The organism is Thioalkalivibrio sp. XN279 (assembly GCF_011089885.1).
Lineage (GTDB): Bacteria > Pseudomonadota > Gammaproteobacteria > Steroidobacterales > XN24 > XN24.
Genome location: NZ_JAANBD010000025.1, coordinates 196647 through 221425 on the forward strand (window position 1 = coordinate 196647; position 24779 = coordinate 221425).

The 24779-nt window shown below is 69.3% G+C and carries 16 protein-coding genes; 8 read left to right on the top strand and 8 right to left on the bottom strand.

The features are described 5' to 3' along the window. The first annotated feature begins 4 nt into the window (after positions 1 to 4). Genes gspK through G8346_RS05725 form a run of 4 tightly spaced genes read left to right on the top strand, consistent with a single transcriptional unit; the run spans position 5 to position 3402 of the window. Positions 5 to 919, top strand: coding sequence for a type II secretion system minor pseudopilin GspK (gspK, locus tag G8346_RS05710; protein WP_166049066.1), 915 nt, complete (start codon positions 5 to 7; stop codon positions 917 to 919). Between the two features lie 13 nt (positions 920 to 932). After that, a complete protein-coding gene (gene gspL / locus G8346_RS05715) occupies positions 933 to 2174 on the top strand; it encodes a type II secretion system protein GspL (protein ID WP_166049068.1) in 1242 nt (413 codons plus the stop codon). After that, a complete protein-coding gene (gene gspM, locus G8346_RS05720; protein ID WP_166049070.1) occupies positions 2171 to 2659 on the top strand; it encodes a type II secretion system protein GspM in 489 nt (162 codons plus the stop codon). Before gspL ends, gspM begins: the two co-directional genes overlap by 4 nt. Next, complete coding sequence (locus G8346_RS05725; protein WP_166049072.1) at positions 2656 to 3402, top strand: type II secretion system protein N; 747 nt, start codon at positions 2656 to 2658, stop codon at positions 3400 to 3402. The genes gspM and G8346_RS05725 overlap by 4 nt, the downstream gene beginning before the upstream one ends. 10 nt (positions 3403 to 3412) lie before the next feature. Here G8346_RS05725 and G8346_RS05730 read toward each other — a convergent pair whose 3' ends face one another. The 6 genes from G8346_RS05730 to G8346_RS05755 are packed head-to-tail and all read right to left on the bottom strand — an operon-like array spanning position 3413 to position 18007. Next, the gene (locus tag G8346_RS05730) at positions 3413 to 6787 is read right to left on the bottom strand and encodes an exodeoxyribonuclease V subunit beta (RefSeq protein ID WP_166049074.1); all 3375 of its coding nucleotides are present in this window, start codon (positions 6785 to 6787) and stop codon (positions 3413 to 3415) included. Then, entirely contained in the window at positions 6780 to 9443 is a 2664-nt protein-coding gene (locus tag G8346_RS05735; RefSeq protein WP_166049076.1) for a PD-(D/E)XK nuclease family protein, read from the bottom strand. Before G8346_RS05735 ends, G8346_RS05730 begins: the two co-directional genes overlap by 8 nt. A gap of 23 nt (positions 9444 to 9466) precedes the next feature. Continuing rightward, entirely contained in the window at positions 9467 to 11569 is a 2103-nt protein-coding gene (gene malQ / locus G8346_RS05740; RefSeq protein ID WP_166049078.1) for a 4-alpha-glucanotransferase, read from the bottom strand. Beyond that, positions 11562 to 13661, bottom strand: coding sequence for a glycogen debranching protein GlgX (gene glgX, locus G8346_RS05745; protein ID WP_166049080.1), 2100 nt, complete (start codon positions 13659 to 13661; stop codon positions 11562 to 11564). The genes malQ and glgX overlap by 8 nt, the downstream gene beginning before the upstream one ends. Before the next feature lie 8 nt (positions 13662 to 13669). After that, positions 13670 to 15586, bottom strand: a complete 1917-nt coding sequence (gene glgB / locus G8346_RS05750; RefSeq protein ID WP_166049082.1) for a 1,4-alpha-glucan branching protein GlgB — start codon at positions 15584 to 15586, stop codon at positions 13670 to 13672. A 3-nt stretch (positions 15587 to 15589) separates the two neighbouring features. Beyond that, on the bottom strand, positions 15590 to 18007 hold the full coding sequence (locus G8346_RS05755) for a glycogen/starch/alpha-glucan phosphorylase (RefSeq protein WP_166049084.1): 2418 nt from the start codon (positions 18005 to 18007) through the stop codon (positions 15590 to 15592). 66 nt (positions 18008 to 18073) lie between these two features. On the opposite strand from G8346_RS05755, the gene G8346_RS05760 reads away from it, so the two are divergent. Together G8346_RS05760 and G8346_RS05765 are read left to right on the top strand one after the other, a co-directional pair. Beyond that, positions 18074 to 18736, top strand: coding sequence for a phospholipid-binding protein MlaC (locus tag G8346_RS05760; RefSeq protein ID WP_166049086.1), 663 nt, complete (start codon positions 18074 to 18076; stop codon positions 18734 to 18736). Further along, complete coding sequence (locus G8346_RS05765) at positions 18736 to 19530, top strand: S1/P1 nuclease (RefSeq protein ID WP_166049088.1); 795 nt, start codon at positions 18736 to 18738, stop codon at positions 19528 to 19530. Before G8346_RS05760 ends, G8346_RS05765 begins: the two co-directional genes overlap by 1 nt. Before the next feature lie 34 nt (positions 19531 to 19564). Here the strand turns inward: G8346_RS05765 and G8346_RS05770 are convergent, their stop codons facing one another. Together G8346_RS05770 and G8346_RS14950 are read right to left on the bottom strand one after the other, a co-directional pair. After that, the gene (locus G8346_RS05770; protein ID WP_370520545.1) at positions 19565 to 21082 is read right to left on the bottom strand and encodes an AbgT family transporter; all 1518 of its coding nucleotides are present in this window, start codon (positions 21080 to 21082) and stop codon (positions 19565 to 19567) included. 121 nt (positions 21083 to 21203) lie between these two features. Continuing rightward, positions 21204 to 21326 (bottom strand): hypothetical protein, encoded by a 123-nt coding sequence (locus tag G8346_RS14950; protein ID WP_255453961.1) that lies wholly within the window; start codon positions 21324 to 21326, stop codon positions 21204 to 21206. Positions 21327 to 21486: 160 nt separating this feature from the next. Between G8346_RS14950 and G8346_RS05775 the strand changes: the two genes are divergently transcribed. After that, on the top strand, positions 21487 to 22866 hold the full coding sequence (locus G8346_RS05775) for a YfcC family protein (protein WP_166049092.1): 1380 nt from the start codon (positions 21487 to 21489) through the stop codon (positions 22864 to 22866). 33 nt (positions 22867 to 22899) lie between these two features. Then, positions 22900 to 24777, top strand: a complete 1878-nt coding sequence (locus G8346_RS05780; protein WP_206202602.1) for an ABC-F family ATP-binding cassette domain-containing protein — start codon at positions 22900 to 22902, stop codon at positions 24775 to 24777. Positions 24778 to 24779 lie beyond the last annotated feature (2 nt).

Genomic DNA, 24779 nt, shown 5'->3' on the forward strand with positions numbered 1-24779 from the left:
GGCCATGCGCAGGCAGCACGGGGCCGCATTGATCACGGCGATACTGGTGGTCGCGCTCGCCTCCGCCATCGCCGCCACGCTGACCTGGGAATTGTTCCTGGACCAGCGCCGGGCCCTTGGACGCATCACGGTCGATCACGGCCTGATGTACAGCCTGGGCGCCGAGGCGTGGGCCAGCCAAGTGCTGCGCGACGATGCGGAGGACAACCAGGTAGACCACCCGCGCGAAGCCTGGGCGCTCCAGATCACGCCGCTGCCTATCGAGGGCGGCCAGATCCAGGGCCGGATCGAAGATCTCAACGGACGCTTCAACCTCAACAACCTGGTCGACGCCGGGGGCGCCACCGACGCGATTGCAGTCGAAGGCTTCCGTCGCCTGTTGCAGTCGCTGGAGCTCGACGTGCGCCTCGCCGATCGCATGGCCGACTGGATCGACCGCGACCTGGAGCCGAATTTTCCGGACGGCGCCGAGGACGGTGAGTATCTCTCGCGGCAGCCGCCGTTTCGGGCCGCCAATCGACCGGTCACCAGCGTGTCCGAGCTGCTGCTGGTGTTTCCCGAGCTCGGCGCCGAGGGTTATGCGCGCCTGCGGCCCTATGTGACCGCCCTGCCACGCGGGACCCTGATCAACATCAACACGGCGCTGCCAGAGGTGCTGCTGTCGACCTCGGAACAGTTCGGCTTCACCGAGGCCGAGCGGATCTTTCTCGACCAGCCCGAAGGGGGCTGGGAGACGCTGGAGCAGCTCGGCGACATGATCCCTGAGGATGCGCGTGCACTGCTGGGGACCACCAGCGAATGGTTCCGCCTTTCGGTCCGCGTCGATGTTGGCACCCAGCGGTTCACCATGTACAGTCTCCTCCACCGTAATCCGGCGGGTTCCGTGAACAGCGTTATCCGCACCTTTGCAGACGAGTGAGCGCGCCAGACCGATGACAGAAACCCTCGTCATAAGGCTTGATGCCGTGGATTCCGGCCAGGCGGCCTGGGTGGCCGTGGACGACCAGGGCCGCCGCGTCGGGGCCCCGGGGCGCGGCGCACTGGCCGAGGCCGCCGCGGCTGCGGCCGGCCGCAGCGTCACGGTACTCGTGCCGGCAGTCGACGTGCTGCTGACCCGCACCGAGCTGCCGGTGCGCGGCGCGGCGAGGATCCTGCGCGCGCTCCCGTTCGCGCTCGAGGAACAGATCGCCGAGGACATAGAGGCCCTGCATTTTGCCGCGGGCCGTCCCAGCGGCAGCGAGGTGCCCGCCGCGGTGGTGGATCGTGAACAGCTCGAGGGCTGGCTGGCCGACCTGGCGGAGGCCGGGATCGAGCCGCAGGTGATCTGTTCGGAGGCCGAGGGCTGTCCTGCAGCGCCGAACCATCTCAACTGGCTGCTGGACGAACGTCGCTGCCTCGCGCGCAGCGGCACCGGGCTGCCCCTCATGCTCGAGATCGACAGCGTCGATGACGCGCTGCGCTTCGGCCCGGGGTTCCCCGTGGAAGAAGGCCAGCCGCGCCATCTCACGGCTTACCTGACCCCGGAGGCGCGGCTCAAGCACAACGATGCGCTCGAGGCCCTACGCCCGGACCTCGCGACGCTCGAGGTGCGCCTGCTGCCCGACGGCGTACTGCCCCATCTCGCCGCGGGGGTGGTCACGCGCGAACCCATCAACCTGCTGCAGGGCCAGTTTGCGCCCCGTACCCAGCTCGACCGCCTGTGGAAGCCCTGGCGGGCCGCGGCGGCCCTGCTGGCACTCTTCATTGTTGTCGTGGTGGTGCGCGACGGGCTCGAACTGGTCCACCTGCAGCGCGAGGAAGCGCAGCTGAACGAGGCCATCGCTGCGGCCTTCCAGCAGGCCCTGCCCGGCGCCCGCATGGAGGATCCGCGCTTCCAGGTGGAGCGCCGGCTGGCGGCATTGCGCGGGACGGTCGATCCGGGCAACCAGGGATTCCTGGACGCGCTCGAGACGGTCGGCAGCGCGCTGGGCAATAGCGCCAATATCCGCCTCGATGCCCTGAGCTACCGCGCCGGCGTGCTCGACCTGAAATTGATGGCGCCCAACGTGGAAGCACTTGAACAGGTGCGCCAGGCGGTGGGCCGCGACGGGCGTTACACGGCCACCATCCAGCAGGCGGATCCGCGCGGCGACGGCGTCGAGGGCCGGATCCAGCTGACGGGAGAAGGCGCATGAAGGACTGGTACCTCGGCCTGGAGCCCCGGGAACGCCTGGTAGTGACCGTCGGCGGTGTCGTCGTCGTGCTGCTGCTGTTCTGGGGCCTGGTGCTGAGTCCGATCTACGGTGCCTCGGCAGCGGCGTCACAACGGGTCGACGAGAAGCGGGCCACCCTCGCCTTCCTGCGCACGGCTGCCGCCGAACTGGCCGGTGCCCCGGCCATGAGTGCCGGCGGTCCCGACTTGTCGGGACAGTCGCTGGTGGTGGTGGTGGACCGCAGCGCTCGCTCGGCCGGCCTCGGTGCGGCGCTGGCGCGCAATCAGCCGGTCGGGGAAGACGGTATACGGGTGCGGCTGGAAAACGCCTCTTTCGACGCCCTGGCCGCCTGGCTGGGCACGCTCAGCAGTGGCTCCGGCCTGACCATCGAGTCCGCCAGTTTCGAGCGCGCGCCCGACGACGGCCGCGTCAACGCCAACCTGACGCTGCGCCTGGGACAGCCGTGAACTCCCGTCGCCGCATCGTGCTGCTCGCGGGCGCGGGCATCCTCGCCGCGCTCGCCGGCATAGTGGCTCACTTCCCTGCCCGCCTGGCGCTGGCCTGGTTCGCACCCCCCGGCGTCGTTGCCTGGGGTGTCGAGGGCAGTGTGTGGGAGGGTCGGGCCGCGGGGATCATCGTGCGCGGCCACGGCCTCGGCGCGCTGTCCTGGGACGCCCAGCCCGCCGGCCTGCTGACGCTGCAGCCTGCCTGGCGACTCGACCTGCGCACGGCCGACGGGTTCGTGTCGGGACGTTTCGCCACTTCCCTGCTCGGCAACAGGCAGCGCATCGACGACCTGGAAGGCGCGCTCGAGCTCGCCTCCCTGCCGCCGGCGCTGGTGCCGGATGGCGTGGCGGGGCAGGCACGCATCGGGTTGCAGACCTTGCTGCTCGAGTCGGGCTGGCCGGCCGCAGTGACCGGGCGTGCCACCGTGGCCGGGCTGGAGTTGCCGGGCGTGATTCTCGCCCTGGGTCCGTTTGAATTCGTCTTCCCGGAGCATGACGGCACCCCCGTCGGCGCCATCCGGTCGCTGGGCGGGCCGCTGGAGGTCGACGGGCAGATCGAGCTGCCCGGGTCCGGACAGTGGCGGTTCAGCGCCGAGCTCGCGCCGGGCGAGAATCCGCCGCGCGAACTCGTGGACGGGCTGCGCTTCGTCGGCGAAGACCTGGGCAATGGCCGACGGCGCCTGGAGATGAGCAGCGAGCCCTAGCTGGCCCTGGCTAGTCTCCCCCCAGGCTTGTCGCCGGCGCCCATTCGCGCCAGCCGGCGTGCTGGGGAAAGAACAGCCCGAGCCTGACCGGGCCCGGATGGTGCGGCGCCAGCAGTTGCGCGTAGCGCTCCAGCTGGCCGCGGTACCGCTCCCGCTCGCGGTCGAGAAAGGCTTCCAGTTCACCGCCTTCATGCCGGCCGGCCTTGTAGTCGACGATCCATAGCGTGCCCGCGGCATCGACGAAGCTGCGGTCGATGATGCCGGTGACGACGCGCCCCTCGATCCAGCCGCTCACCGCCAGTTCGCTGCACGCCTGCGCATGGCTGGCGTCGAGCAGCCATCGTCCGCGCTCATCGTCGAGCGTGCTGCGCAGCGCGGCCAGGGCCTGGGCCAGCGCACCGGGAAGCTCCGTCGCCCCGATGCCGTTCTCGACCAGCAGCGTTTGCAGCAGGGGCCGCTGCGCCTCGAGGCGTTGTGTCGGCCAGCTCGCAGCCCCCTCGGCAGCGATCACCTGCAAGAGGCGATGGACGACGACACCGACCGCCCGCGCCTGCCGGCCCGACCAGTCGTACTCGATCACGGCGCCCGCTGCGGGCGCCTGCGCTTCGAGTGCGGTCCATTGCGCCGGCGGTGAAGGATCGGGTGCCTGCCAGTCCCCTGGCAGCCGGCGCAGCATGGCCGGCGGACGTGGTTCCCGGTCTTCCGGCGGCGCAGCGGCAGCCGCCAGGGAGGCGCGGAAAGCGGCGGCTGTCGCCGGCCACAGGCGACCCAGCAGGCTGTCGTCACGCGGGGCGAACGCCTTGCCGTGCTCGGGTTCGTCCGGCTTGATGCCGGCGACCAGGAACAGGCGACGCCTCGGTCGGGTAGTCGCGACATACAGCAGGCGATCCAGTTCCAGCCGGTCGCGACGGGCGTCGAGCGACTGCAGGGCGCGATGCAGCTTGTCAGGCGCCTCCCCGAGCGCCTCCAGCGGGGCGAGCACCAGCTCCGGCCCGCCCGCCCGGGTCTGTTCCAGCCAGCGCAGGAGTTGCTTGTCGCGACCGCCGGTGGTGCGATCCAGGCCCGGCAGGATGACATGATCGAACTCGAGTCCCTTGGCCTTGTGAATGGTCAGCAGCTCGACTGCGTTCTGCGCCGTGGCTTCCGGAGCCGCATACTGGTCGGCGAGTCGTTCCTCGAGGCGCAGCGGGTCGTCGATGTCACCGCCCTCGGCGGCATGGTCGAGAAACTCGAAAAACGCCTCGGCGTCGGTGAGCTCCGAGTCGCGTTCCAGCGTCGCCGGCCCGCCCAGCGCCAGCCACGCCCCGTGAATCACGCGCGCCAGCGGCACCCGGCCACGCGCCGCCATTGCCGGTTGCAGGGCAGCCACGAGCCTATCGACGCGCCGGCGGGCCTCGAGCGGGAGTTCCTGGCGCACGGCGGGGTCGAGCAGGCGCTGCCAGATGTCGTCGTCCCTTGCGCCCGCGAGTGGCAGCAGCTCCCGCAGCTCAAGGCCACACCAGGGCGCCCGCAGCACGGCCAGCCAGGCGGTACGGTCGGCGCGATGGCACAGTGCGCGGGTGAGCGCCTCCAGGTCGCGTATGGCGGGCGACTCTGCGAGGGGTTCGATCTCGATTGCGCGGCAGGGGATGCCGGCGTGGCGCAGGGCCGGGTAGATCTGAGCCAGGTGGCGTCGGCCGCGCACCAGCACCGCGATCCGTGCGCCCTCGTCGCTATCCTTGAGACCGCGAATGATGTCGCGGACCGCCTCGGCCTCGGCCTGGAAGTCGCGCGCGGGCACGGCAATGCACGCGACCGGAGGCCCGTCCAGCGGCGGGTTCCATGCCGTGGACGGGGCGAATGGCACGGCCCCCAGCGACATGTCGTCATGCGCCGGAAAGATGTCCGGGAACGTGGCCGACACCCATTCCACCAGTCCGGCCTGGCTGCGGAAGTTGACGCTCAGCTGCAGCGACTCGAGGGGTACGTCGCCGATGCCGTGGCGCTGGGCGCGTATGAAGCGGCCGACGTCGGCTTCGCGGAAACGGTAAATCGACTGCATCGGGTCCCCGACGCAGAACAGGCTGCGGCCGTCGCCCGGCGTCCAGCCGGCCGTCAGCCTGGCGAGCAATTCGACCTGTCCCTGCGAGGTGTCCTGGAACTCGTCCACCAGGAGGTGGCTGATGCGAGTGTCCAGCGCCAACGCCAGGTCCGTGGGCGCGTCCGGTTCACCGAGCGCGTCCAGCGCTGCACGCGCGATGCCCACGTAGTCGCTTTCGCCGCGTGCGGCGAACTCGACTTCCAGCGCCGCGGCAGCGACCGGCAACAACGCGAGTAGGTGTTCGAGGATGCGCCAGCGACGGTCGTCGTAGGCCGGGGCCGGCAGTTCTGCGACGCGGGCCAGGGGCGCCGGATCAGCTGCTTCGGGCAGGCCGTCCAGGACCCTTGCCATGTCTGCCTTGGCCTTGCGCGCAGTCGGCGGGAAGCCCTCGTTCCTGGTCAGCTTCTTGCGCCACGTGCCCCCGCTCGTGAGCAGTACCCGGGCCATGGCCTGCCAACGCGACAGCTCAGCGCCGGTCGGCGCCGGGAAGTCGCGGTGCGTGTCCCAGGCGGCGAGCCACTCGAGTTCCGGGCATTGGCCCGCCGCGGCCGCCATGCCTGCGGCGATATCGGCGCGCCACTGCTGCGGCACGCTCTCCCCGGCCCGCCGCAATTCGTCCGCGACGAAGTTGGCCAAGGCGCGATCCAGCGTGGCGCGGAGCTCGGCCGGGTCCATGCGGCCCGGTGCGATGATCCTGCCGAGCCAGTGGTCGCGCGACTTGAGCATGGCGACCAGGAGATCTTCTGCCTGGCTGAAGCGACCGCCGAGATGCTGCAGCAGGGCGGCTGCATGCGCGGCATGGGCATCGTTCCCGCCGGCGGCCAGCAGGATGTCGCGCGCGGCCTGCCTGCAGGCAGGTTCGGGATCGTCGCTGATGACAGGCGCGGCACCCAGGCGCGACGAGACGGGGAGCTGGCGCGCGAGCCAGGCATTCAGGGCGTCGATGGTCTCGATACGCAGGCGCCGCGGGTTGTCCTGCAGCCCCCAGCCAAGTTCGGCATCGCGTGCCAGGGCCGCACGGGCCAGCCGCCAGCCGTCGAGCGCATGCGCGTTGCCCGGGGGCGTCGGATCGGCCCCGCGCCTGAGCGCGCCAAGGATGCGGTCGCGCATTTCACCGGCCGCCTTGCGCGTGAACGTGATGGCCACGATCTCCTCGGGCCGCTGCACTACCGCGAGCAGGCGGAGAAAGCGTTGCGTCAGCAGCTCGGTCTTGCCGGAACCCGCAGGCGCCTGGACGATGAAGCTGCGCCCCGGGTCGAGCGCCGTCTCACGCACGGGCTGGTCGAGCGGGCGCCTGTCAGTCATCGCCTATTGCTCCCGCGCGCAGCAGTTCGTCCCGGCGACACAAGGTCGCGAGGCGGCAATAGGCGCAGCTGCCGTTGCGCCGCGTGGGCCAGAGCGGGTCCACCGCGGCGTGGCCGGCGCCGAAATCGTTCGCCAGGTGCGCCAGCACGCCGTGCCAACCTGCCAGCATGGCGTCCCACTCCACGGGCTCGAGCTGCCGGACCGCCCGCCCGCCGATCGGCGGCGGTTCGGCCTCACGCTGGCGTCCGCTGAAGCCGATCGCCCCGGGCTTGAGCGAGCCGTAAAACAGTCCCGCGACGGACGCCTCCAGGGCAATGGCGTACAGCGGCATCTGCGGTTCAGCCGGCCGCTCGTCGTCCCAGCCACGGGGATCCGCAGTGCCGGTCTTGTAATCGATCACCAGCAGGCCGGCGCCGACGCGGTCGACCCGGTCCATACGACCGCGGACCCGGAGCGGTCCAAGCGTGATCTCAAATGGATGCTCGCAGGCGACGACCTCGAATTCAGGCCGTTCGAGGTCGATGGCGAGCAGGGCCTCGATCACCTGGGCGCCGGCCTCGATCTCGATCTCCATCAGGCCGCGGGGCTGGTCAGCCAGGTTGCGCGCGCTCGCGCTGCGCAGGGCCGCGCGGATCGCGGCGGCACGCGCCGCCGGGCCTGCTGCAGCCGCTACCGCGCGCTGCTGCCAGCCTGCCCACAGGATCCGCAGCGCGTCGTGCAGGAACGAACCCCGGCGGCGCGGATCCACGCCGGACCGCGGCGATTCCAGGGGCCGGGCGTGAAGCCGATGCAGGGCGAAGGCGCGGAAGGGGCAAGCCGACTGGTCGGCGAGCAGGTTGCTGCCCCCCCGGACCTCCCCCGCCACTGCGGGTCCCCGGACGTCACGCACCTCGGCCACGCGGCGCGCGGCGAAGGTGCGCAGCGCAATCCCGCCCGGGACCTCGGCGCCCGCCTCAGGTGTCCCCAGTCGCGCCAGCACCGGGCTCGGGCGCAGGGGTTCGTCACCGTCGCTCAGCGGATAACTGAAGCAGGCCTCAGCTGCCGCTGCGCCGAGCTGTTCTACCAGCCTGCGCGCGAGCACCTGCTCCGTGTCCGGGCAGGCGCGCGGCATGCCAAGCTCGCGCTGCAAGCTCGCCGGTAACAGGGGGGAAGGACGCACCGAAGCCGGCAGAACACCGTCGTGCAGCCCGGTGACCCATATGGCGTCGAACTGCATGCCCGCGGTTTCCGGTATCCCGAGCACCTGGACGGGAACGTCCGGGCTTTCCGCCTGGAAGCGCCGCTCGGCGAGGATCCGACGCAAGCGCTGCAAAGCTTCTGAATAGGTGAACGACGGACCGAGGCTGTCGAGGCTGGCGAGGGCGTCGAGCGCCTCTGCCCAGGCCTGCACTGCCTGCCATTCGGTACTCCCGGGCGGTGTCTCTCCGGGCCAGCCCAGTTGCCCCAGCGCCCGGACGAAGCCCGCGGCCCAGTCCGATGGACGGCGGCGGCGCTGGCCGCCCGCCACGATTTCCTGCGCTGCGCTGAGGCCGCGTTCCAGCAGGGGGCACGCCGGCGCCCGGCCGTCGCCCCGCAAGCCCGCCATGAGAGCGCCCGGTGTCACCGGCTCGCTGCCGTGTTCCCGCAGCCAGGCTTCGAGCCGGGCCCGCTGCGGTGCCTCCGTCGTAGCCCCGGCCAGGAAGGGCGAGCGCAGGACCCGGCTCACCTCGGCGAGGTTCATCGGTCCCTGCGCGCATCCCAGCAGCCGCATCGCGGCGTCCACGACGGGCGACTCCGCGAGGGGTAACGCCAGCGAGATATTCCAGGGGCGCGGGTCGTGCTCCCGGCCGGGCCAGAGACGTTGCGGCGCCAGGGCGTCATCGAGCAGGCGTTCCAGCAGCGGGGCGTGGGCACCGAGATCCGGCACGATCAGCCCGATGCGGGCGGACGGGTTCTCCTCCAGGCGCATCCGCGCCCAATGCGCTGCGGCGGCGAGTTCGCGACGTGTGTCCGCGTAGGCCAGTACCCGCGACCTTCCCTGTCGCGTGGTTGCGACGACGCGCCGGGCGCGGTCGCCGAGTGCATCCACCAGCGCCTGCTGTGCCGGGAGCCAGCGGTCGAAGCCGGCGAACGCGACCGGTCCGCCAGCCGTCCCGTGCAGTGCTTTGCACAGCAGTCCGGGCAGCTGTGCGGCGTCGATCGCGTTGAGTTCGCGCAGGCGCTGCTCATAGGCTCGCGCGGTGCGCAGGAACACGCGACAGTCTTCGCCGGCTCTCGCCTCGAGCCCGGGCCAGGCAAGATTCCATTCGTGCACCAGTTGCCATGCCTCGCGGAAGCCCTGCGTTACACGCCCGGACATGAGCAGTCGTCCTGCCGTGTCGTCCCGGGACAGCACCTCTTCCCACAGTGCAGCCGCCTGCGTCTCATCCAGGCACCTGCGCGCGTCGGCTAAGCGGCCGAAATCGCGCAGCGCCCGGTACTGGTCGAGCAGCCACGCGGACCAGGGCAGGATCCGGGGCGTCAGCCAGCTGTCCGCGCCACGGCTGCGCGCGTACTCGAGGTGCAGGGCGCGCGCCAGGCGTCGCGTCGCCGTGACCACCTGCATTCCCGAGTCCAGCGCATCCGCCAGCGCCTCGCGCCGCACTTCTGCCAGAGAGGAACTAGTCGAATCTTTCAATTACAGAATCTTAGCGTGCTTAATCAAAGTTCTTTCTTGCTTTCTTTCGCGCCCCGTCGGGCGGCGTTGACGCGTGCGGCGAAAGCCCGTACCCGGTCCGACGCCATGAATTCCGGCCAGTCGGCGGCGAGCTTGCGACGCCAGTTAGGGTAACTCTGGTGCGTCCCCGGCACGTTCACCGGGCGGGTCTCGCGCAGCCAGTCTTCTGCCTGGAGCATGAGGATGGCCGCGCAGCTGCGGGCGACGTAAAGCTGTGCGCCGTCGATTATCGCGTCGACCGAGGCGCTATCGGCCGCCCCCCCGGCAGCGCCCAGCGCCTCTGCCAGCGCGCGGCGGGCCGCTTCGCGCTCGTCCAGTTCGTGTGCCGGCACGCGGTCATCCGCATACAGCCCCAGCGCAGCGCGGAGCACAAGGTCATCGCCCCGCCAGTAGCCCGCCAGGGTGGGCAGGTCGTGCGTGGTGGGCGTCACGAGGCTGAGCTGCGGATAGTCCGCGGGGGCGCGAAAGGCGCCGTCGCCCTCGCGCTCGAAAAGCAGCACACGGTAGCTGAGCACGCCGTTTTGTTCCATTGCCGCCCGCACCTCGTCGGGGACCGTGCCCAGGTCTTCGCCCACCACCAGGCAACGCCGTGTGTGGCTTTCCAGTGCCACGATCGCCATCAGTTCGTCGAGACGGTAGTGGACGTAACCGCCTGCCGCAGAGGGACGTCCATGCGGGATCCACCACAGCCGCATGAGCGCCATGACATGATCGATGCGCACTGCGCCACCCTGGGGCATGTTGGCGCGCAACAGCCGGATGAACGGCGCATAGCCCTGCTCCCGCAAGCGCTGCGGGTGAAAGGGCGGAATGCCCCAGTCCTGCCCCTGGGGTGCGAGCGGGTCAGGTGGCGCGCCCACGCTCACCTTGCTCGCCAGCACCTGGTCGCCTGCGCCGGCCTCCGCGCCCGTGGCGTCGGGTCCCACGGCCAGGTCCAGGTAGAGGCCGATCCGCATGCCGGCCTCGCGGGCTGCATTCGCGGCAGACTCCAGTTGCGCGCGCGCCACCCACTGGAGCCAGCAGTGGAAGCGGATTTCGGCTGCCTCCGATGCAGGTGCCGCAGCGGCATGCGCGGCATGGTGGCGGGCAAACCGTTGCAGCGACGCCCCCGCGCACGCCACGAAATGGTCACAGGCCTGGCGCCGGGAAGGCGCCGCGTTGTCCTCGAACCAGCGAAACAGCAAGCGCAGGACGGCGAACTTGCAGGCGGTCACGCCCGCATAGTCGACATGCTCGAGACGCCGCAGCCGCACCAGTTCGTCCTGGAAATCCTTGCTCGAGACCAGCCGCTGCACCGGCCCGGCTACAGCAAACTCAGGTACTGCCTCCGGGTCGATGTAGAGGGCGTTGAGAAACAGCCGGCTCGATGGGCTGTAGGGCGAGGCCCGGCCCGGGTCCTCGGGAAACAGGGCATGCAGGGGGTTGAGCCCGAGCAGGTCGGCCCCCAGCCCTGCGGCAGCTGCGGCGATGCCGGCCAGGTCGGTGAAATCCCCGATGCCCCAGTTGCGTGGCGAGCGCAGGGTGTAAAGCTGCACCCCGAGCCCCCAGCATCGTTCGCCTTGCGCCAGGAAGCCCGGCAGGTGGCAGCGCGCCGGCGCGACGATCAGCAATGCGCTGCCGAGCGGATTGCCCTGCTCCATCTCCAGCGTCAGCCGATGGTAGCCGGCAGGCAGTGCGGGGAGCGCCAGGCGACGACGCTGGTACCACAGCCCGTCGCGCTCCTGCTCGGCAGTGAGCGGGCAAGCGGACGGCTCGATGCACCCGGTCAGCTGCGTGCCGTCCTCCTGGTCGATGTACCAGCGGATCCGGGGCGGCACCGGCGCGATCATCACGGGATGCGCGGCATGCTCTTCCTGCTCTCGCAACACGACCACGGGCGGCAGGACGCGGGTCCACTCGAGTGCCTCCAGCTGGTCGGCCGCGGCGTGCAGTGTCGCGGCGTCGCGGGCGTCGTGCCCCAGTGTCTCCAGCAGGCGGGCCAGGTCTGCGTCGGCCAGGGCGTGCCACTGGCCGCGGTAGTCCGTGAATCCCCGCTCCACGCCAGCGCGGCGGCGCACACGCTCCAGCGCCGCGGCATACTCACTCATGGTCGACGAGCAAGGCCAGCGAGCCTTGGTCCAGCAGGTAGACATGCCCGCTGCGATAGCCGCGGGCCGGCACCGTCAGGGCCTCCTGGCTGGTGTCCAGCGTGACCACCCAGGTTTCGCCGGAGATGGGTGGCGGCAGCGTGAACTCCGCCGCCTCCGCGCCGGCATTGAACAGCACCAGGAAATTGTCTCCGCGCCGCGCGTCGGCCTGGGCCGGCGGCAGGCCGGTGCCGTCCAGCAACATGCCGAAGGTCCGCAGGCCGGGGTCGTGCCAGTCGTCGTGTCCGAGCTCGGCGCCGTCGGCCCGGAGCCAGAGCACGTCCTTGAAGCGCTCATGGTGCTGCTGCACGCCGGCGAGAAAGGCGCGGCGCTGGAACACCGGGTTCTCGCGCCGCAGCTGGATGAGCCGGCGCACGAAATCCACTTGCGCGGCATGCGCGGGCGCGAGGCGCCAGTCCAGCCAGGCCAGCTCGTTGTCCTGGCAATAGGCGTTGTTGTTGCCGCGCTGGGTGCGGGCGAACTCGTCGCCCGCCTGCAGCATCGGAATGCCCTGCGACAACAGCAGGGTGGCCAGCAGGTTGCGCCGCTGGCGCGCCCGCTCGCGCTGGATGACAGGATCGTCCGTCGGTCCCTCCACGCCGAGGTTCCAGCTCACCGCATGGCCGTCGCCGTCGCGGTTGTCCTCGCCGTTGGCCTCGTTGTGCTTGTGGGCGTAGCTCACGGCGTCCGCCAGCGTGAAGCCATCATGGCAGGCGACGTAATTGACCGAGTGCTGCGGGCCGCGGCCTGCAGCGCCGAACAGGTCGCTGGAGCCGGCCAGCCGTTCCGCCAGCCGCGGCACCAGGGCCGCGTCCCCGCGCCAGAAGGCGCGCGCCGTGTCCCGGAAGCGATCATTCCATTCACTCCAGGGCCGGGGGAATTCCCCGAGCCGATAGCCGTCGGGGCCCAGGTCCCACGGTTCGGCGATGAGCTTGAGCCGTGACAGCACCGGGTCGGCCTGTAGCGCAGCGAAGAAGTCGCCAGCGGGATTGAAGGCTTCCTGTTCCCGTCCCAGGGTCGTCGCCAGGTCAAAACGAAACCCGTCCACGCGCATGTCGGTGGCCCAGTAGCGCAGGCAGTCCAGTGCCAGCCGTCGCGCCATCGGGCGCCCGAAATCCAGCGTGTTGCCGCAACCGGTCCAGTTGACGTTGCGCCGCAGGTCGTCGGCTTCCAGCCGGTAGTAGCCGAGGTTGTCGATGCCGCGCAGGCTCAGGGTGGGGCCGTCCTCGCCTCCTTCGGCGGTGTGGTTGAAGACCACGTCGAGGATCACCTCGATCCCGGCGGCGTGCAGGGCCCGGACCATTTCACGAAACTCCCGCACCGGGTCCGCCAGCGCGTAACCGGCATGCGGCGCAAAGAAGGCCAGCGTGTTGTAGCCCCAGTAGTTGCTCAGGCCCTTGGCGCGCAGGTGCGGTTCGCTGACGAAATGCTGCACCGGCATCAGCTCGACGGCCGTGACGCCCAGCCGCAGCAGGTAGTCGAGCACTGCGGGCTGGGCCAGGCCCAGGTACGTTCCACGCAGGTGTGCCGGCACGTCCGGGTGCATGCGCGTGAACCCTTTCACGTGCAGTTCGTACACCACGCTCTGTTCGAGGGGGTGGCAGGGCCGTCGGTCCCCCTGCCAGTCGAAAGCCCGGGGGTCGACCACCCTCGCCTTCGGCATGCAGCCTGCGCTGTCGCTGATGTCCTGGCGCCAGGCATCGGCGCCGTGGCGCGCGTAGCCGTACACGGCAGCGTCGTACGTGAGTTCTCCGCTCAGGGCGCGCGCATAGGGATCGAGCAGCAGCTTGTGCTTGTTGAAACGATGTCCCTGGCGCGGGGCGTAGCGGCCGTGTACCCGGTAGCCGTAGACCAGGCCGGGGCCGGCGCCCGGCAGGAAGCCGTGCCAGGTGTCGCCAGTGCGGGCCGGCAGTGCCACGCGGGCTGTTTCGCGCCGGCCGTCGGCGTCGAACAGGCACAGCTCTACGGCCTCGGCATGCATCGAGGCGAGGGCAAAATTGACGCCGTCGCCGGTCCAGGTCGCCCCCTGCGGACCAGGGCGTCCCGCAGTCATGGGCCGCCTCACGTCTCGGGTACCAGGAACACCGCCCCCAGCGGAGGCACCGTCAACCGCAGGGAATGATCACGTCCGTGGCTCGGTACGGCAGAGGCGGTCACGCGACCCTGGTTGCCGACGTTGCCGCCGCCGTAGCAGTCGGCATCCGTGTTCAGCAACTCGCGCCAGGCGCCGCCGAGCGGCACGCCGAGCGGATAACTTTCACGCACCACGGGGGTGAAGTTGAATGCGGCCAGCAGCCCCGCTCGCCCGGCGTGATCGCGGCGCAGGAAAGCCAGCACGCCGTTTGCCGGGTCGCTGCATTCCAGCCATTCGAAGCCGCGCGACGAGGCGTCCGCTTCCCAGAACACCGCGTGTTCCCGGTAGCAGGCGTTCAGGTCGCGCACCAGTGCCTGCATGCCCGCATGCGGCGCCTGTTCCAGCAGGGCCCAGTCGAGCCCGGTGTCGTGGTTCCACTCGCGCTCCTGCGCCAGCTCCGCGCCCATGAAGAGCAGCTTCTTGCCCGGATGGGCGAACATGAAGGCCAGGTAGAGCCGCAGGTTGGCCAGCTGCTGCCAGCGGTCGCCGGGCATCTTGCCCAGCAGCGAACCCTTACCGTGCACCACTTCGTCGTGGGACAGCGGCAGCACGAAATTCTCGTTCCACGCATACAGCAGGCCGAAGGTCATCTCGTCCTGGTGGTAGCGACGGTGCACCGGCTCGCGCGCCATGTGGCGCAGCGTGTCGTTCATCCAGCCCATGTTCCACTTGAAGCCGAAGCCGAGCCCGCCGTCGTAGGTCGGCCGCGACACGCCGGGCCAGGCCGTGGACTCCTCGGCGACGGTCAGCACCCCGGGATGCTCGTGGTGCACCACCTCGTTGAAGCGTTTCATGAACGCGATCGCCTCGAGGTTCTCGCGCCCGCCGTAAACGTTCGGCCGCCACTGGCCCGGCCCGCGCGAGTAATCCAGGTAAAGCATCGAGGCGACGGCATCGACGCGCAGGCCGTCGACATGGAAATGCTCGATCCAGTGCAGGGCGCTGGAGACCAGGAAATCGCGCACCCATTCGCTGCCGTAGTCGTACACCAGCGTCTGCCAGTCCGGGTGCCAGCCGCGCAGCGGGTCAGGATCCTCGTACAGCGCGGAGCCGTCGAATTGCGCCAGGCCGTGCGCATCGGTGGGGAAGTGCCCGGGCACCCAGTCCATGATCACGCCGATACCGGCCGCATGCAGGCGGTCCACCAGCAGGCACAGGTCCTGCGGCGGCCCGAAGCGGCTGGTCGCCGCGAACAACCCGGTCGGCTGGTAGCCCCAGGAGGCGGCGAAGGGATGCTCCGTGAGCGGCATGAATTCCACGTGCGTGAAACCCATCTCGACGAGGTAAGGCACCAGTTCATCGGCCAGTTCGCGGTAGCTCAGCGCCCGCCCGTCGCGGCGTCGCCAGGAGCCGGCATGCAGCTCGTAGACGCTCATCGGCAGGTCGTTCCGGTAGCCCATGGCGCGCCGGGCAGCGATCCACTCTGCGTCCGACCAGCGATACGTCTCCGCGCCTGGCACGATCGCCGCGTTGCCCGGCGCCTGCTCGCAGTACAGCGCGAAAGGATCGGTCTTGAGCGGCAGCAGCCGTCCATCCGCCGCATGGATCTCGTACTTGTACAGGGCACCCGGTTCCAGGCCGGGAATGAACAGGCGCCAGTCCCCGCTCGCGGACCGCTGCATCGGATGGCGCCGTCCATCCCAAAGGTTCCAGTCGCCCACCACGCTGACAGAGCTCGCCTGCGGCGCGTGCACGATAAAGCGCACGCCGTCATGCATGCTCCCGTTATCGGCCGCCAGGGCCACGGCACGAGCACCGTAATGCTGGTGCAGGCGGTTGCGGTCCGGCGGCGGGAGCGCCGCCAGGGCGGCGAAGAACGCGTCGGGTGAGAGGCTGTGGCTCATGCCCTACCCGATCGGTCCCGCGCCCCAGATGCGCTCGGCGTACTCGCGCACGGCGCGGTCGGAGGAGAACCAGCCCATGCTGAAGGCGTTGATCACCGCGCGGCGGCTCCATGCGTCGGGATCGCGATAAAGAGCATCGACGCGGGCCTGCGCGTCCACGTAGTCCTGGTAGTCCGCGAGGCAGAGAAAATGCTCGCCGTCGGCGGTCAGGGCGTCGACGACGGGCGCGAAGCGGCGCGGTTCGTCGGGCGAGAACACGCCGTCGCGCAGCTGCCTGAGGACTTCCGCCAGCTCCGCGTTGTGGCGCACCAGCTCGATGGGGTAGTACCCCTGGGCTCGCCTGGCCGCAGCCTCCTCTGCCGTGAGCCCGAAGATGAAAATATTGTCCTCGCCGACGGCGTCGCGAATCTCGATGTTGGCGCCGTCGAGCGTGCCAATGGTCAGGGCGCCGTTCATGGCCAGCTTCATGTTGCCGGTGCCTGAAGCCTCCATGCCCGCGGTGGAGATCTGCTCCGAGAGGTCCGCGGCGGGAATGATGAGCTCGGCCAGGGAAACGCTGTAGTTCGGCAGGAACACCACCTTGAGCCGGTCGCCGACTTCAGGGTCGCTGTTGATCATGTCGGCCGCGTTGTTGATGAGCTGGATGATCCGCTTGGCCATGACGTAGCCGGGCGCTGCCTTACCGGAAAATATGACGGCGCGCGGCTGCCAGTCGGCGTCCGGGTCCTGGCGGATGCGGTGGTATCGCGTGATCACGTGCAGGAGGTTGAGCAGCTGGCGCTTGTACTCGTGGACACGCTTGATCTGCACGTCGAACATGGCGTCGGGATCGAGCGCGATGCCGAGTTCGCGCTGCACTTCGCGCGCGAGTCGCAACTTGTTGTCGCGCTTCACGCCACGGAAGCGCTCGCGGAACCCGGCGTCCTCCGCCAGGGGCCGCAATTCCGCCAGGCGCTCGAGGTCGTTCTCCCAGCCCCGTCCCAATTGCTCGTCCACCAGCCCGCTGAGCCCGGGGTTGGCGGCGCGCAGCCAGCGCCGTGGCGTGACGCCGTTGGTGACGTTGACGAAACGCCCGGGGAAGTGGGTGTCGAAGTCACCGAACAGTGTCTCGCGCACCAGCCTGGAGTGCAGCGCGGCCACGCCGTTCACCTTGCGCGAACCGATGGTCGCCAGCCAGGCCATGCGTACGCGGCGCCCGTCGTGCCCGGCCTCGTCCACCAGCGACATTCTCCGGCGGCGTTCATGGTCGCCCGGATAGCGCTCCCAGACCTCGTCGAGAAAATCGCGGTTGAGCCGGTAGATGATCTCCAGGTGGCGCGGCAGGAGTTTCTCCAGCATGCGTACCGGCCAGCTCTCGAGCGCCTCGGGCAACAAGGTGTGGTTGGTGTAGCAGAACACCCCGCGGCAGATGTGCCAGGCGGAGGCCCAGTCCATGCCGTGTGCATCGACCAGCAGCCGCATCAGTTCAGGTATCGCGAGCGCGGGATGCGTGTCGTTGAGCTGGATGGCCACGCGCTCCGGCAGCTCTTCCAGTGCATGCCCGGCGGCGACATGTTCCTCGAGGATGTCCTGCAGGCTGGCGGAGACGAAGAAGTACTCCTGCTTGATGCGCAGCTCCTTCCCCTCCTCCGTGGAGTCGTCCGGGTAGAGCACGCGCGAAATGTTCTCCGCCTCGTTCTTCTCCTGTACCGCAGCTTCGTAGTCGCCGCGGTTGAACAGCGCGAGATCGATCTCCGGGGCATAGCGCGCGCCCCACAGCCGCAGGTGGTTGACGGTGTGCCCGTTGTTGCCCGGCACGGGCGTGTCATAGGCTACGGCCTCGATGCGCTTGCCGCCGATACAGACTTCGTAGCGCACGTCCTCGCGCTGGATCTCCCACAGGTTGCGCAGCCGCAGCCAGGTGTTGGGGAACTCCTGTTGCTCGCCATTCGGCCCGATACGCTGCTCGAACAGCCCGTAGTCGTAGCGAATGCCGTAGCCGAAGCCGGCGAGGTCGAGCGTCGCCATGGAGTCCAGGAAGCAGGCGGCAAGCCGGCCGAGACCGCCGTTCCCGAGCCCCGCGTCCTGCTCTTCCTCGACCAGTTGTTCCAGGCGCACCCCGATCTCCTCGAGCAGCACCCGCGCGTTTTCGTCCAGGTCCATGTTGACCGCTGCGTTCAGCAGCGTGCGTCCCATGAGGAATTCCAGTGACAGGTAATACACCTTGCGCGGATTCCTGCCGCGGATGCGGCGCTGGGTCTCGTGCCAGCGGCCGAGCAGGCGGTCCCGCAAGGTCAGCGCCACGGCGCTGTAGAGGTCGTGGAGCGTGGCATTGCCCATGTCCTTGCCGACGCCGTAGAGCAGCTTTCTCAGGGTGTCGCGACGCAGGCTGTCGGCATCGAAGCCGAGGGGCTCCGGCAGGTGGTGCTCGGGGATGTTCACGCTTTCTTGGCTCTCCTGCACAGCGGGGGTTTGCCCTGCGGCAAAGCGGCAACGATACTGTTTTCCATGCGTCGCATTCTACTGTGTCTTGCCCTGCTTGCCCTTACCGCGCTGGCGGCGGCCGAACCACGCCTTGGCCCCGAGCAGCGCGTGGCCGAGCGGCTGGAGCGGCTGTCGGGCCTGGTTGCCGCCTGCCGCCTGCCTCTTGCGGTGGACCCGGCGGCCGTGCGCGGCATCATCGACCAGGAGCTGAGGCCCTACGCCGACGTGCTTTATGCCGGCCAGCTCGTGCTCGGACGCCACTGGCCGCAGGCCTCGCCGGAACAGCGGCGACGCTTCGCCGAGGCACTGTACGGTGCCCTGGTGAATCGCCATGCCACGGGCCTGCTGCTGCTGACCCCGCACAATGTGCGGGTGGCAAAGGGGGACGGGCCGCGGGGCGGCGAGACGGCGCAGGTGGAGTTGAGCATCGATGCCGGGCTGTCCCGTCGCGTCCCCGTCCTGCTGGAACTCAGGCGTCACGATGATCGCTGGCGCATCTACGACGCGCGCTGGGAGGGCCAGTCCTTCGTCCTTGGCCTGCGACATACCTACGCCGAAGAGATCGGCCGGCGCGGCCTGGAGACGGTGATCCGCGAGCTGGAAACGCGCGCGGGCACGCCGCCCGGCCCGCCCGCGCAACGCAACACGCCGGCCGGCCGTTGCCTGCAGGCCAGGGAATCCCTCTGATGTCCTGGCGGCCGGCTCTCTGCGCCGGGCTGCTGGGCCTGGCCTGCCTGCCGTCCACCGCGCAGGCATGGGGGCCGTCCGCGCACCGCATCGCTGCCGAGGTCATGGATGCGTTCCTGTGCACCGCCGCGCGCGCCGAGGTGGAGGCGATGACGGGGCACATGCCGCTGGCCGAGCTGGTGGTGTGGCCGGATCGCATCAGGGACACGGCGGCCTGGTCGCATACCCGCGACTGGCATTACATGAACGTCGCCGATGACACGCCTGTGCGCGCGGACACCCAGCCCGAAAGCGGGCGCATCCTGGCGGCCATTCGCGACAACCTGGCGCTGTTGCCGCCAGGCGAGGCCGGCCCGGAACGCCGGCGCCAGGCACTGGCTTTCGTGCTCCACCTCGTGGTCGACCTGCACCAGCCGCTGCATGTGGGCCGCGCTGCGGATCGCGGCGGCAACAGCGTCCGGGTGCGCTTCGCGGAGCGCGAAACGAACCTGCACCGGCTCTGGGACAGCGGCTTGCTGTACAGCACGGGCCTGCGACCCGAGGAGCATGCGAACGCCCTGCGTGCGCTCGCCGCCGCGGGCGGCGCGAACTGGGCCCAGGGCAGCCTGGAAGACTGGGCGGACGAATCCCGGCGGTTACGGCCGTGGGTGTATGACTTCGACGCGCGACGCGAGGTGCCGATCATCTCGCGCCGCTATGCGGAAACCGGGCGCCAGCTCGCATCGCTGCGGCTCGCCCAGGCGAGCGTGCGCTCGGCACGGCTGTTGAACGGCGTGTGGTGCCCGGACCAGTGAGCCCGGCGGCAGCGCCGCCGGGCCCTTGCCGGGATCAATAGGTGTACGTGGCCTGGAAGCCCAGCGGGATACCCAGCGCCCAGTAAATCAGCAGGAAGACCGTCCACGCGACCAGGAACACCACCGAGTACGGCAGCATCATGGCCACCAGCGTGCCGATGCCGGCCTTGGTCACGTAGCGCTGGCAGAACACCACGATCAGCGGGAAATACGGCATCAGCGGCGTGATGATGTTGGTGGTGGAGTCGCCGACACGATAGGCGGCCTGCGTCAGGTCGGGGGAAATCCCGAGGCTCATCAGCATCGGCACCAGGATCGGCGCCAGCAGCGCCCACTTGGCCGAGGCCGAGCCCACCAGCAGGTTGACCACGCCGGTGACGATCACGATCCCGACCAGGGTCACCTGCGCGGGCATGCCCATGGCGCGAATGAAGTTTGCGCCCTCGATGGCGATGAGCGGGCCCAGGTTCGACTGGCCGAAAGCGTAGATGAACTGGGCCGCGAAGAACGCCATCACCATGTAGTAACCCATGTCGCTCATGGCCTTGGTCATGCCGTGGACGACGTCGCGGTGGCTCTTGAACTTGCCCGATGCATAGCCGAAGACGATGCCGGGGACGACGAACAGCAGGAAGATCAGGGGCACGATGGAGCCCATCAACGGCGACCCCGACCCGGCGAGCTTGCCCTCCGCGTTGCGCCACACCGAATCCGCCGGCAGCGACGTCAGTACAAGGGCAAGGATCATCAGTCCCATGGAAGCCAGCGCCCAGCGCAGGGCGCGCCGCTCCGGAGGCTCCAGCGGCTCCATCTTCGGCAGTTCGCTGAGATCGCCATCGAGCTCCGTGTTCCTCAGGCGCGGCTCCACCACCTTGTCGGTAATGAACCAGCCTAGGGCGATGATCAGCAGCGAGGAGATCGCGGTAAAGAAATAGTTGTTCAGCGGGTTGATCAGCAGTTCCGAGTCGAGCACCTGGACGCCGGCCTGGGTGATGCCGGCGAGCATCGGGTCCACGCTCGAGGGCACGAAATTGGCCGAAAAGCCGCCGGACACGCCGGCGAAAGCCGCGGCGATGCCTGCCAGGGGATGCCGCCCCGCGGCATAGAAGATCACGCCGCCAAGCGGCACCACGAGCACGTAGCCGGCGTCTACCGCAGTGTGGCTGATGATGCCCACCGTGATCACCATCGGCGTCAGCAGCGAGCGCTTGGTGAAGGACAGCAGGGAGCGCAGCGCGGCGTTGATGAAGCCGGAGTGCTCGGCCACGCCGATGCCGAGCATCGCCACCAGTACCACGCCCAGCGGCGGGAAGGCGACGAAGACCTGCACCATCTGCGCCAGGAAGCCGACGAAGTCCTGCCCGGCGAGCAGGTTGCGGATCACCACCGGCTCGCCGCTGCGCGGGTCGATGGCCGAAAACGAGACGGGCGCCAGCAGGGCGGAGACGATCCAGGTGATCACGAGCGCGAGCAGGAACAGCACCGCGGGGTCCGGAAGCTTGTTGCCGGCGCGCTCGATCCAGTCGAGGATCCGCGCGATGCGGGGGTTCACGTTCGCGTTATCTGCTGCTGGTTCTTGACCGGACATGCGCCGCCTCCTCTTCGCGAAGGCGGCAGTATAGCCGTGTCAGCGCCGATATGCGGCCTGCAGGCCGCGCCCGGGCGCCGGCGGATCAGTGCCCGCGCCGGCGGTGCCTGGCTTTCATCGCCACGATGCCACCAATTACGGCCAGCACGCCCGCAACGGCGTACATCGCGACCACCACCACAGTGCCCATGTCACCCTGCTCGATCATTGCTGCCTCCCGTAGTTACGAGGAGGATAGCGCGTCGCGGTGGCGTGTTCATCTCCTGCCGGTGGGATGCGTCGGTGCGGGTTGGCGGCTGCGCCAGATTGCCTTGGCGCTGACGATGCGTCAGCATCTGGCGCCGACGTCTATCCGCAAGGAATGAGCCATGCCGCGCAGCTTCCGCGTCCCGCATACCCTGGTCCTGCTGTTCGGCATGATGGTGCTGGCGCTCGTCGCTACGTGGCTGTTGCCGCAGGGTGAGTTCCAGACCGTCGTCAACGACGCCGGCCGCGAGGTCGTGGTTCCCGGGACCTACGCGGTGCTCGCGGATGCGCGCACGCTCATGCCGTGGGAGCTGCTCACCGTGGTGCCGCGCGCGCTCGCCGATGCACAGGACATCATTTTCTTCGTGCTGATCGTCGGCGGCGCGATCCGCGTGCTGCGCGCTACCGGCACCATCGACGCCATGCTGGGCGCGGTACTGCGCCGGGTCGGCCACAAGCCCGGGTTGCTGATCGCGGTCGGCATGGGTGTGTTCGCGGCGGGATCGGCGACCCTCGGCGTGGCCGAGGAGTACATCCCGCTCACCCTGGTGCTGATCGCCCTGTGCGTGGCCATGCGCATGGATACCGTCACCGCCATCGGCATCATGGTCTGCGGCTATGGCATCGGTTACGGCGTTGCCGCGCTCAATCCGTTCACGCTCCTGGTGGCGCAACGCGTTGCCGAGCTGCCGCCTGCGTCGGGACTGGGTTTCCGGCTCGCCATCTTCCTGCCGTTCCTGGCCATCGGCGTCCATCATGTCTGGGCCTACGCACGCAAGGTCCAGGCCGATCCAGCCGCCAGCCTGGTCCATGACATCGACGCGGCCCAGCACGCGCCCACGGAGCTGCCGGCCGGACTGGACGGACGCCACAAGCTGGTCGTCCTGCTCACCCTGGGAACCCTCGGGCTGATGGTCTACGGCATCGCCGTGCCCAAGTGGTACGTGCTCGAGCTCAGCGCGATGTTTCTAGGGCTGGCACTGTTCGCCGGGCTGGTGGGCGGGCTCGGGGCCGATGGCACCGCCAGGCGTTTCGCCGAAGGCGCAGCAGAGCTGGCGGGCACGGCCCTGCTCATCGGTTTCGCACGCTCTATCGCGCTGATCCTGGAAGACGGCCTGGTCCTGCATACCATCGTCAACGCACTGGCGGCGCCGCTGCAGCTGGTCGGCGCGGAGGTCGCCGCGATCGGCATGCTGCTGATCCAGACGCTGATCAACTTCTTCATCCCTTCGGGGTCGGGCCAGGCCTACGTCACCATGCCGCTGATGGCGCCGATCGGCGACCTGGTCGGCGTGACACGCCAGACCGCCGTACTGGCGTTCCAGTTCGGTGACGGCTTCGCCAACATGATCGTCCCCACCAACCCGGTGCTGATGGGCATACTCGGCATCGCCGGCATCCCCTACGACCGCTGGCTCCGGTTCGTCCTGCCGCTGATGCTGAAGCTGCTGGTGGCCGGGTCCGTGACGCTGGTGATCGCCGTGATGATCAACCTGCAATAGGCGGCTCCCATCCTCAGTCTCGCCCAGTTCGCTTTGCGCCGCGGTCCCGAGCGCCTGCTCTCTGGCGTTGATCTCACTCTGCACGCCGGCTGGCGGGTCGGCGTGGTGGGCCGAAACGGCAGCGGGAAATCCAGCCTGTTTGCCGCCATCCGGGGCGAGATCGAGGCGGACCAGGGACAAATCAGCTTGTCGTCCAAGGTTCGCATCGCCAGCGTTGCGCAAGAGACCCCTGCCCTGTCCATGCCGGCGCTCGATTTCGTGATCTCGGGTGACGCGGCGCTATGGACCAGCCTGCAGGACGAACGCGAGGCGACCCGGAGCGGTGACTTCGAGGCGGCGGCCCGGGCCCATGAGCGACTCGGTGAGCTGCAAGGCTACGACGCGGAGGCCAGGGCCGGCCGGCTCTTGCACGGGCTGGGTTTTGCCGCGGCCACGCATCGCCAGGAAGTGCGAACCTTTTCCGGCGGCTGGCGTGTGCGGCTGAACCTGGCGCGTGCGCTCATGACGCCCTCCGAGCTGTTGCTGCTCGACGAACCCACCAACCATCTCGACCTCGATGCTGTGCTGTGGCTGGAGCAGTGGTTGCTGCGCTATCCCGGCACCCTGCTGGTGATCTCGCACGATCGGGAATTCCTCGACGGCGTATGCACTCACGTAGTCCACCTGCACGATCGCCGCGCCCGGCTATACGCCGGCAACTACTCTTCCTTCGAGCGGCAGCGAGCCGAACAGCTGCGCCAGCAGCAGCTGAACTTCGAGAAGGAGCAAGCGGAGCGCGAACGGCTGCAGCGCTTCGTCGACCGCTTTCGGGCCAAGGCGACCAAGGCCTCGCAAGCCCAGTCCCGCCTGAAGCGCCTGGAGAAACTCGCCGGCACCGAAGCCATCCGGGCAGAGCGCTCGCTGGATATCGAGTTCCCGGCCCCGGCAAAGCTCCCCTTCTCCCTCGTGACACTTGACGGCGTCACCGCCGGGTACCGGAGTGGCGAGCACGAGGCGCAGGTGCTCGGCGATGTCAGGTTTGCACTGGAGGCCGGGGACCGGGTCGCTTTCCTGGGGCCGAACGGCGCGGGAAAATCCACGCTCGTAAAGACCCTGGTCGGCGAGCTCGCTCCTCTGCACGGGGCGCGACGTGCCCACGAAGACCTGGTCGCCGGCTATTTCGCCCAACACACCGTGGAAAGCCTGCGTGCCGGCGAGAGCCCCTACCAGCACTTGCAGGTCCTCGCACCCGACGCTGCGCCCCAGGCGTTGCGTGACTTCCTCGGTCGCTGGTTTTTCAGCAGCGATCGGGCCTTCGAGCCGGTGGATAACTTTTCCGGCGGGGAACGAGCGCGGCTGGCGCTGGCGCTGATCGCCTGGCAACGGCCGAACGTGTTGCTGCTGGACGAACCGACCAACCACCTCGACCTTGACATGCGGGAGGCGCTGGCCGAAGCGCTGGCGGACTACGAAGGCGCCATCGTGCTGGTTTCACACGACCGTCACCTGCTCGGGCTGGTCTGCGAGAGCTTCTGGCGCGTGGCCGATGGCCGCGTGGCCCGGTTTGATGGCGACCTGGATGACTATGCCGGCTGGCTGGGCTCCCGCGGTGCGCGAGACGATGATAAGCCGGGGGCACCCAGCGACCGGCAACAGGCCAGGCTGGAGACCCGGGCGCGCTCGCGCGAGCTGGCCCGACAAAGGAAAAAGCTCTACCAGCTCGAGGCTCGCCTCGAGGCGCTGCAGGAATCACGCAAATCGCTCGAAATCCGGCTATCGGACCCCGCCTGCTACGCGGGGGATACCGGTGCGCTCGCGCGCCTCAGCAGCGAGCACCGCGAGATCAGCCGACAGATCGAGTCCGTGGAGAGGGATTGGCTGGAATTGTCGGAGGCGCTCGAAACACAGGGCGGCGGCGACGGGACCGGGTAGGC